The following is an 8,598-nucleotide window of genomic DNA, read 5'->3' as shown; positions in this document are numbered from 1 at the left end:
CACGACTGGAGGGGACAGCGACCATGAACGGCACCCGCACCGCCGGGCCGCGCAGGGCACCCGCCCCCCGGGGCGGCGGCCGGTCCCGCACTTCCGCGACCGCCCGCCCACCGCGCGGCCGGCGCGTGCGGCGCCTGTACGAGCGGGCGCGCCGCGCCTGGGACCGTCCCCTCACGGCGTACTACGTGATCCTCGGCGCCAGCCTGCTGATCACCGTGCTCGGGCTCGTCATGGTCTACTCCGCGTCGATCATCAAGGCGCTGGAGCTGTCCCTGCCCGCCACCTACTTCTTCCGCAAGCAGTTCCTCGCCGCCGTCATCGGCGGCGCACTGCTGCTCATCGCCGCCCGGATGCCCGTCAAACTGCACCGGGCGCTGGCCTACCCGCTGCTCATGGGCACCGTCTTCCTGATGGTGCTGGTCCAGATCCCCGGGATAGGGCACGAGGTCAACGGCAACCAGAACTGGATCTACCTGGGCGGGCCCTTCCAGCTCCAGCCCAGCGAGTTCGGCAAGCTCGCGCTCATCCTGTGGGGCGCCGACCTCCTCGCGCGCAAGCAGGAGAAGCGGCTGCTGACCCAGTGGAAGCACCTGCTCGTCCCGCTCGTCCCCATCGCCTTCCTCCTTCTCGGGCTGATCATGCTCGGCGGGGACATGGGCACGGCGATCATCCTCACCGCGATCCTCTTCGGCCTGCTGTGGCTGGCCGGCGCCCCGACCCGCCTCTTCGTGTCCGTGCTGACCGTGGCCGGCGCCATCGGCGTCATGCTGATCCGTACGAGCGAGAACCGCATGGCCAGGATCGGCTGCCTCGGCGCCACCGAGCCCGGCCCGGGGGACCTGTGCTGGCAGGCCGTGCACGGCATCTATGCTCTGGCGTCCGGCGGATGGTTCGGTTCCGGACTGGGCGCGAGTGTGGAAAAATGGGGCCAACTCCCCGAACCGCACACCGACTTCATCTTCGCCATCACCGGGGAGGAACTGGGGCTGGCGGGGACGCTGTCGGTGCTCGCCCTGTTCGCGGCTCTAGGCTATGCGGGTATTCGCGTGGCCGGACGCACGGAGGACCCCTTCGTGAGGTACGCCGCGGGAGGCGTGACCACCTGGATCACGGCCCAGGCCGTGATCAACATCGGTGCGGTGCTCGGTCTGCTGCCGATCGCCGGTGTCCCGCTCCCGCTGTTCTCCTACGGAGGCTCCGCCCTGCTGCCGACCATGTTCGCCGTCGGGCTGCTGATCGCCTTCGCGCGAGACGAGCCCACGGCGAAAGCGGCCCTGGCCATGCGTCAGCCCCGACCGGGCAGCCGGGCCGGGGTGAGTTGGATGTCGATGCGACGGCGCGTCAAGAAGCGCCCGTCCGGAGAGCGGTGAATTTCGGTGCATGTCGTACTCGCCGGTGGGGGGACCGCCGGCCACATCGAGCCCGCGCTCGCCCTCGCGGATGCCCTGCGCAGGCAGGACCCCACCGTGGGGATCACGGCCCTCGGCACGGAGCGCGGCCTGGAGACCCGGCTCGTGCCCGAGCGGGGCTACGAGCTGGCGCTCATCCCCGCCGTACCGCTGCCACGCAAGCCCACGCCCGAGCTGATCACCGTGCCCGGGCGGCTGCGCGGCACGATCAAGGCCGCCGAGCAGATCCTGGAGCGCACCAAGGCGGACTGCGTCGTCGGCTTCGGCGGCTACGTGGCCCTGCCCGGCTACCTGGCGGCCAAGCGGCTCGGCGTGCCCATCGTCGTCCACGAGGCCAACGCCCGCCCCGGCCTGGCCAACAAGATCGGCTCCCGGTACGCGGCCGCGGTCGGCGTCGCCACGCCCGACAGCAAGCTCCGCAACGCCCGCTACATCGGCATCCCGCTGCGGCACACCATCGCCACCCTCGACCGCGCCCGGGTCCGCCCCGAGGCCCGCGCCGCGTTCGGGCTCGACCCGAACCTGCCGACGCTGCTCGTCTCCGGCGGCTCGCAGGGCGCCCGCCGGCTCAACGAGGTCGTCCAGCAGGTCGCGCCGGTGCTCCAGCGCTCCGGTATCCAGATCCTGCACGCCGTCGGCCCGAAGAACGAACTGCCGCACGTCGAGAACATGCCGGGAATGCCGCCGTACGTCCCGGTATCGTATGTGGACCGGATGGACCTCGCGTACGCCGCGGCCGACATGATGCTCTGCCGCGCGGGCGCGATGACCGTCGCCGAACTCTCCGCCGTCGGGCTCCCCGCCGCGTACGTCCCGCTGCCGATCGGCAACGGCGAGCAGCGGCTCAACGCCCAGCCGGTGGTCAAGGCCGGCGGCGGCATGCTGGTGGACGACGCCGAACTGACCCCCGAGTGGGTCCAGGGCAACGTCCTCCCGGTCCTCGCCGACCCGCACCGGCTGTACGAGATGTCCCGCGCCGCCGCCGAGTTCGGCCGCCGGGACGCCGACGACCTGCTCGTCGGTATGGTCCACGAGGCGATCGCCGCCCGCCGCGCATGACGGCACGGGTGTGAGGAAGCAGGGAGCATGGCCGGACCGACGACCACCGAACGCGGCACCAAGCGGCCCGCGGGGGTGTCGTCGGCCCGGCCCGCCGGCCCCGGTGACCCGCTGCCGGACGGCGCCCGGCGCCTCCGCATGCCCCGCCCGCCCCGCGTCCTGCTCCTCGTCGCCGCCGCCCTCGCCCTCGTCGGCGGCGCGGTCTGGACGCTGTACGGCTCCTCCTGGCTGCGCGTCGAACAGGTCACCGTCTCCGGCACGCGCGTCCTGACGCCCCGCCAGGTCGAGGACGCGGCGGCCGTACCGCTGGGCTCGCCGCTGGCCTCCGTCGACACGGACGCCATCGAGGACCGGCTGCGCCGCGCCCTGCCCCGTATCGACTCGGTCGACGTCGTCCGCTCCTGGCCGCACGCGATCGGTCTCGAAGTGACCGAACGCGAGCCCGTTCTGGTGGCCGAAGAGGGCGGAAAGTACATCGAAGTGGACGCGAAGGGAGTGCGGTTCGCGACCGTCGACACCGCGCCCCGCGAGGTGCCGCTGCTCCGCCTCGACACCGGCCGGTCGCCCAGCCTCCGCCGCTTCGGCGCCGAGCGGCTCAGGCGCGAGGCGGTCGGTGTGGTGACCGGGCTGCCCGGCCGTATCGCCCGCGACGTCGTGTCCGTCCGCGTCCGCTCGTACGACTCCCTGACCCTGGAGCTGACGGGGGGCCGCACGGTGCTCTGGGGGAGCGGCGAACAGGGCGACGCGAAAACCCGTGCCCTTATCGCACTGATGAAGGCGGCGCCCAAAGCGGGGCACTTCGACGTCAGTGCTCCGAGCGCCCCTGCCGCGTCACGCAGTTGACGCACATGTGCGCTGGCCAGCACCCTGGTTGGTCATCGCTGGGGGTGATCACATAGGGTGAAAAGAAAAACGGGAGGTTCGGCGTGTTCGTTGAACGTGCGCCGCTTGTCGACTTAGTGTCCTGTTCGGAAGAGTCCAGGGAGCAGGCACACTGGTAACCCTAAACTTCAACGTTAGGGTTTGGGTCGGCGATTCGGACCGTCCCATCGGCATCCGTCGTCGCGGCACGCCACGCAGCGCGCAGCGGCGGCACGTAACTCGAGGCGAGAGGCCTTCGACGTGGCAGCACCGCAGAACTACCTCGCAGTCATCAAGGTCATCGGTGTCGGCGGCGGTGGTGTCAATGCCATCAACCGAATGATCGAGGTCGGTCTCAAGGGCGTCGAGTTCATCGCCATCAACACGGACGCGCAAGCCCTGTTGATGAGCGACGCCGACGTCAAGCTCGACGTCGGACGCGAACTCACCCGCGGCCTCGGGGCCGGGGCCAACCCGGCAGTCGGTCGCAAGGCGGCAGAGGACCACCGTGAGGAGATCGAGGAGGTCCTCAAGGGGGCCGACATGGTCTTCGTCACCGCAGGCGAGGGCGGTGGCACCGGCACGGGTGGCGCGCCCGTCGTCGCCAACATCGCACGTTCGCTCGGCGCCCTGACGATCGGCGTGGTCACCCGCCCGTTCACCTTCGAGGGCCGGCGCCGCGCCAACCAGGCGGAGGACGGCATCGCCGAGCTCCGCGAAGAGGTCGACACCCTCATCGTCATCCCCAACGACCGGCTGCTGTCCATCTCGGACCGCCAGGTCAGCGTGCTGGACGCGTTCAAGTCCGCCGACCAGGTCCTGCTCTCCGGCGTCCAGGGCATCACCGACCTCATCACCACGCCCGGCCTGATCAACCTCGACTTCGCCGACGTCAAGTCGGTCATGTCCGAGGCCGGTTCGGCGCTCATGGGCATCGGCTCCGCGCGCGGCGACGACCGTGCCGTGGCCGCCGCCGAAATGGCGATCTCCTCGCCGCTCCTGGAGGCGTCCATCGACGGCGCCCGCGGTGTGCTGCTGTCCATCTCCGGCGGCTCGGACCTCGGCCTGTTCGAGATCAACGAGGCCGCGCAGCTCGTCAGCGAGGCCGCGCACCCGGAGGCCAACATCATCTTCGGCGCGGTCATCGACGACGCCCTCGGCGACGAGGTACGGGTCACGGTCATCGCGGCCGGCTTCGACGGCGGCCAGCCGCCCGCCCGGCGCGACAACGTGCTGGGCGCGTCGGCCCCCAAGCGCGAGGAACCCGCCCCGGCCGCCCCGCCACGGACCACCGAGACCTCCCGCCCCGCGGGCGGCCTGGGCACGGTCCCCGTACGGGAGGAGCCGCCGGCCGCTCCGGCCGAGCCCGCCCCGGCGGTCAACGAGGCCCCGCTGTCGCCGGCCGCCTCGCCGTCGGTCCCGACGACCCGCCCCTACGCGGACACCCAGGCCGAAGAGCTGGACGTCCCCGACTTCCTGAAGTGACGGCCTGAAGTGATCCTGACGTGATAGGGCAGCACGACACCGTGAACGGCGCGCACTTCGCCTTCACCGACCGGTGGGGCGGGGTGAGCGCCGTTCCGTACGCGGAGCTCAACCTCGGCGGCGCGGTCGGCGACGACCCCGCCGCCTTCCGTACGAACCGGAAGCTCGCCGCCGAGCACCTCGGCATCGATCCGGGGCTCGTCGTCTGGATGAACCAGGTGCACGGCCGGGACGTCGCCGTGGTCGACGGACCCTGGCCGGCGGAAGCGGAAGTTCCGCAGGGGGACGCCGTGGTCACCGCCCGGCGCGGGCTCCCGCTCGCCGTGCTCACCGCCGACTGCGTCCCGGTCCTGCTCGCCGACCCGGTCGCGGGTGTCGCGGCCTCCGCCCACGCGGGCCGGCCCGGCATGGTCGCCGGAGTCGTCCCCGCGGCGGTCGAGACCATGATCACACTCGGTGCCGAACCGTCCAGGATCGTCGCCAGAACCGGCCCGGCCGTCTGCGGACGCTGTTACGAGGTTCCCGAGGCCATGCGCGACGAGGTCGCCGCCGTCGAACCGGCCGCCCGTGCCGAGACGAGCTGGGGCACCCCGGCCGTCGACGTGGTCGCCGGGGTCCACGCCCAGCTGGAGCGGCTGGGTGTCCAGGACCGGCAGGCGTCGCCCGTCTGCACCCGCGAGTCGGACGACCACTTCTCGTACCGCCGCGACCGCACCACCGGGCGGCTCGCCGGATATGTCTGGCTGGACTGAGGGAGCATGACGGACCGCAAGACAGAACTGGCCGAGAACCTCGCGCGCGTGGAGGAACGTATCGCCTCCGCCTGCGCCGCCGCGGGCCGCGAGCGCGAGGACGTGACCCTCATCGTCGTCACCAAGACGTACCCCGCGAGCGACGTCCGGCTCCTGCACGAACTCGGCGTCCGTCATGTCGCCGAGAACAAGGACCAGGACGCGGCCCCGAAGGCCGCCGCGTGCGCGGACCTCGATCTGACGTGGCACTTCGTCGGTCAGCTCCAGACCAACAAGGCGAGATCGGTGGCCGGTTATGCCCATGTTGTGCAGTCGGTCGACCGTTTGAAGCTGGTTTCGGCACTCTCGTCGGCCGCCGGGCGCGCCGGGCGCGAGCTGGACTGTCTGATCCAGGTCGCCCTCGACGCCGAGTCCGGCGAGCGGGGCGCCCGCGGGGGCGTCGCGCCCGAGGGGATCGAGGAGTTGGCGGATGCGGTGGAAGCCGCGCCCGGGCTTCGCCTGGGCGGGCTGATGACGGTGGCGCCGCTGACCGGGCCGTATGCGGGACGGCAACGGGCCGCGTTCGACCGGCTGATGGAATTGGCATCCCGCCTGCGCGTGACCCGTCCGGCTGCGAACATGGTGTCAGCAGGGATGAGCGCGGACCTCGAAGACGCGGTGGCGGCCGGAGCGACACATGTGCGCATCGGTACGGCGGTACTCGGAGTCCGACCCCGGCTCGGGTAACGTCGCGAAGCAAGTCGGACCACAGTAGAAAATATGGTCATTCCGCCGGAAAGCGGACAGGCCCAGTGGATCGCGGGCGCGACCTGACGTTGCCGATCCACCACAGAGCGGAGGAATCGGAGAATGGCCGGCGCGATGCGCAAGATGGCGGTCTACCTCGGCCTCGTGGAGGACGATGGGTACGACGGCCGGGGTTTCGACCCCGATGACGACTTCGAACCCGAGCTCGAGCCGGAGCCCGAGCGTGACCGGCGCCGCCACCAGCCTCCGCACCAGGTGGAGCGCGAGGAGCCGGTCCGTGTGCCGGTGGCACAGCCTCCGGTTCAGCGTGAACCCGTTCCGCTTCCCGCGGAAAGCGGACGACCCGCCCGAATCGCCCCCGTGGCGTCCATCACACCTGAACGCCCGAGTCTGGAGAAGAACGCACCGGTGATCATGCCCAAGGTCGTGTCCGAGCGGGAGCCCTACCGCATCACCACGCTGCACCCGCGGACCTACAACGAGGCCCGTACCATCGGGGAACACTTCCGCGAGGGTACGCCGGTGATCATGAACCTCACCGAGATGGACGACACGGACGCGAAGCGACTTGTCGACTTTGCCGCCGGTCTCGTCTTCGGGCTGCATGGCAGCATTGAGCGAGTGACGCAGAAGGTGTTCCTGTTGTCGCCTGCTAACGTCGATGTCACGGCGGAGGACAAGGCCCGCATCGCAGAGGGCGGATTCTTCAACCAGAGCTGAGACAGAGCAAGGACACGACACCGGGAACAGCCCGGCCGGAAGGCCGGTACACGAGAGCCAGGGGAGAGGGAACGCGGGATGGGCGTCGTACTGCAGGTGATCTACGTCGCGCTGTTGTGCTTCCTGATTCTTCTGATCTTCCGGCTGGTCATGCAGTACGTCTTCCAGTTCGCCCGTTCATGGCAACCCGGTAAGGCGATGGTGGTCGTTCTGGAGGCCACCTACACTGTCACCGATCCACCACTCAAGCTTCTGCAGCGGTTCATCCCACCGCTGCGTCTCGGGGGCGTGGCACTCGACCTGTCCTTCTTCGTTCTGATGATCATCGTCTACATCCTGCTCAACATCGTGGGTGGCTTCGCGATGAGGGTGTGAGCGATCCGGTCCTGCCGACTGCCGACGACTACGTAGAGGTGAAGAAGAGATGCCGCTGACCCCCGAGGACGTGCGGAACAAGCAGTTCACGACCGTCCGTCTCCGAGAAGGCTATGACGAGGACGAGGTCGATGCCTTCCTCGACGAGGTCGAGGCCGAGCTGACCCGCCTGCTCCGCGAGAACGAGGATCTGCGCGCCAAGCTGGCCGCCGCCACGCGTGCCGCCGCGCAGAACCAACAGCAGCAGGCCATGCGCAAGCCCCCGGAGCAGCAGGACCGTCCCGTAGGCCCCGGTGGTCCCGGCGCTCCGGTGCCCGCCGCCATATCCGGTCCGCCGGTCCAGCAGCAGCCCCCGCAGATGGGCCCGCCCCAGCTGCCGGGCGGTGCTCCTCAGCTGCCGGCCGGTCCCAGCCACGGTGGCCCGCAGGGCCACGGCGGCCCCCAGGGCCCGCACGGCCCCGGTCCCATGCAGGGCGGCCCCATGGGCGGTCCGATGGGTGGCCCCATGGGCGGTCACGGCCCCGGCCCCGGCATGCCCCAGCAGGGCCCCGGCGGTGACAGCGCGGCCCGCGTGCTGTCGCTGGCCCAGCAGACGGCCGACCAGGCGATCGCGGAGGCCCGCTCCGAGGCCAACAAGATCGTCGGCGAGGCCCGGTCGCGCGCCGAGGGCCTGGAGCGCGACGCCCGCGCCAAGGCCGACGCGCTGGAGCGGGACGCGCAGGAGAAGCACCGCGTCGCGATGGGCTCCCTGGAGTCCGCCCGCGCCACGCTGGAGCGCAAGGTCGAGGACCTGCGCGGCTTCGAGCGCGAGTACCGCACGCGCCTGAAGTCGTACCTGGAGAGCCAGCTGCGCCAGCTGGAGAGCCAGGGCGACGAGTCGCTGGCCCCGCCGCGCACCCCGTCCGCCGCTCCGTCGCTGCCGCCGTCCCCGTCGATGGCATCGGCCGGCGCGAGCGCCCCGTCCTACGGCGGCAACCAGACGATGGGCGGCTCGCCCTCCATGGGCAACGGCCCGTCGTACGGCGGCCAGCAGCAGATGTCGCCGGCGATGACGCAGCCGATGGCACCGGTGCGACCGCAGGCCCCGCAGCCGATGCAGCAGGCCCCGTCCCCGATGCGCGGCTTCCTCATCGACGAGGACGACAACTGACACAGCCGTCGGCAGACCGGCAGGGCCGGGGCCCGAGACA

9 protein-coding genes are annotated in these 8,598 nt (G+C 71.0%); all 9 read left to right on the top strand.

Annotated features, from left to right (window positions below; translation table 11 throughout):
• Positions 1-23 precede the first annotated feature (23 nt).
• The 9 genes from ftsW to HTZ82_RS09545 all read left to right on the top strand — a co-directional run bounded on the left by ftsW (position 24) and on the right by HTZ82_RS09545 (position 8,558).
• On the top strand, positions 24-1,370 hold the full coding sequence (gene ftsW / locus HTZ82_RS09585) for a putative lipid II flippase FtsW (RefSeq protein ID WP_175408891.1): 1,347 nt from the start codon (positions 24-26) through the stop codon (positions 1,368-1,370).
• A 6-nt stretch (positions 1,371-1,376) separates the two neighbouring features.
• Positions 1,377-2,468, top strand: a complete 1,092-nt coding sequence (murG, locus tag HTZ82_RS09580; RefSeq protein WP_175408890.1) for an undecaprenyldiphospho-muramoylpentapeptide beta-N-acetylglucosaminyltransferase — start codon at positions 1,377-1,379, stop codon at positions 2,466-2,468.
• Positions 2,469-2,495: 27 nt separating this feature from the next.
• Entirely contained in the window at positions 2,496-3,311 is an 816-nt protein-coding gene (locus tag HTZ82_RS09575; protein ID WP_175408889.1) for a cell division protein FtsQ/DivIB, read from the top strand.
• A gap of 279 nt (positions 3,312-3,590) precedes the next feature.
• Entirely contained in the window at positions 3,591-4,814 is a 1,224-nt protein-coding gene (gene ftsZ, locus HTZ82_RS09570) for a cell division protein FtsZ (RefSeq protein WP_175408888.1), read from the top strand.
• A gap of 20 nt (positions 4,815-4,834) precedes the next feature.
• The gene (gene pgeF / locus HTZ82_RS09565) at positions 4,835-5,566 is read left to right on the top strand and encodes a peptidoglycan editing factor PgeF (protein WP_175408887.1); all 732 of its coding nucleotides are present in this window, start codon (positions 4,835-4,837) and stop codon (positions 5,564-5,566) included.
• Positions 5,567-5,572: 6 nt separating this feature from the next.
• Positions 5,573-6,292 carry a YggS family pyridoxal phosphate-dependent enzyme gene (locus HTZ82_RS09560; protein WP_175408886.1) on the top strand — a complete coding sequence of 240 codons (720 nt, stop codon included), beginning with the start codon at positions 5,573-5,575 and terminating at the stop codon, positions 6,290-6,292.
• A gap of 123 nt (positions 6,293-6,415) precedes the next feature.
• Positions 6,416-7,033: a cell division protein SepF gene (locus HTZ82_RS09555; RefSeq protein ID WP_175408885.1), complete on the top strand. Its 618-nt coding sequence runs from the start codon at positions 6,416-6,418 to the stop codon at positions 7,031-7,033.
• A gap of 78 nt (positions 7,034-7,111) precedes the next feature.
• Entirely contained in the window at positions 7,112-7,408 is a 297-nt protein-coding gene (locus HTZ82_RS09550) for a YggT family protein (RefSeq protein WP_175408884.1), read from the top strand.
• A gap of 49 nt (positions 7,409-7,457) precedes the next feature.
• Complete coding sequence (locus HTZ82_RS09545; RefSeq protein WP_175408883.1) at positions 7,458-8,558, top strand: DivIVA domain-containing protein; 1,101 nt, start codon at positions 7,458-7,460, stop codon at positions 8,556-8,558.
• The last annotated feature ends 40 nt before the right edge of the window (positions 8,559-8,598 follow it).

The sequence above is a fragment of the Streptomyces sp. TRM64462 genome (assembly GCF_013362995.1).
In the GTDB taxonomy this organism is placed as follows: domain Bacteria; phylum Actinomycetota; class Actinomycetes; order Streptomycetales; family Streptomycetaceae; genus Streptomyces.
This window is presented reverse-complemented; position numbering and strand designations above follow the sequence as displayed.

Coding starts and splice junctions, on each gene's coding strand:
- HTZ82_RS09550 (WP_175408884.1), top strand. CDS start 7,112: ATGGGCGTCGTACTGCAGGTGATCTACGTCGCGCTGTTGTGCTTCCTG.
- HTZ82_RS09555 (WP_175408885.1), top strand. CDS start 6,416: ATGGCCGGCGCGATGCGCAAGATGGCGGTCTACCTCGGCCTCGTGGAG.
- HTZ82_RS09560 (WP_175408886.1), top strand. CDS start 5,573: ATGACGGACCGCAAGACAGAACTGGCCGAGAACCTCGCGCGCGTGGAG.
- HTZ82_RS09575 (WP_175408889.1), top strand. CDS start 2,496: ATGGCCGGACCGACGACCACCGAACGCGGCACCAAGCGGCCCGCGGGG.
- ftsW (WP_175408891.1), top strand. CDS start 24: ATGAACGGCACCCGCACCGCCGGGCCGCGCAGGGCACCCGCCCCCCGG.
- HTZ82_RS09545 (WP_175408883.1), top strand. CDS start 7,458: ATGCCGCTGACCCCCGAGGACGTGCGGAACAAGCAGTTCACGACCGTC.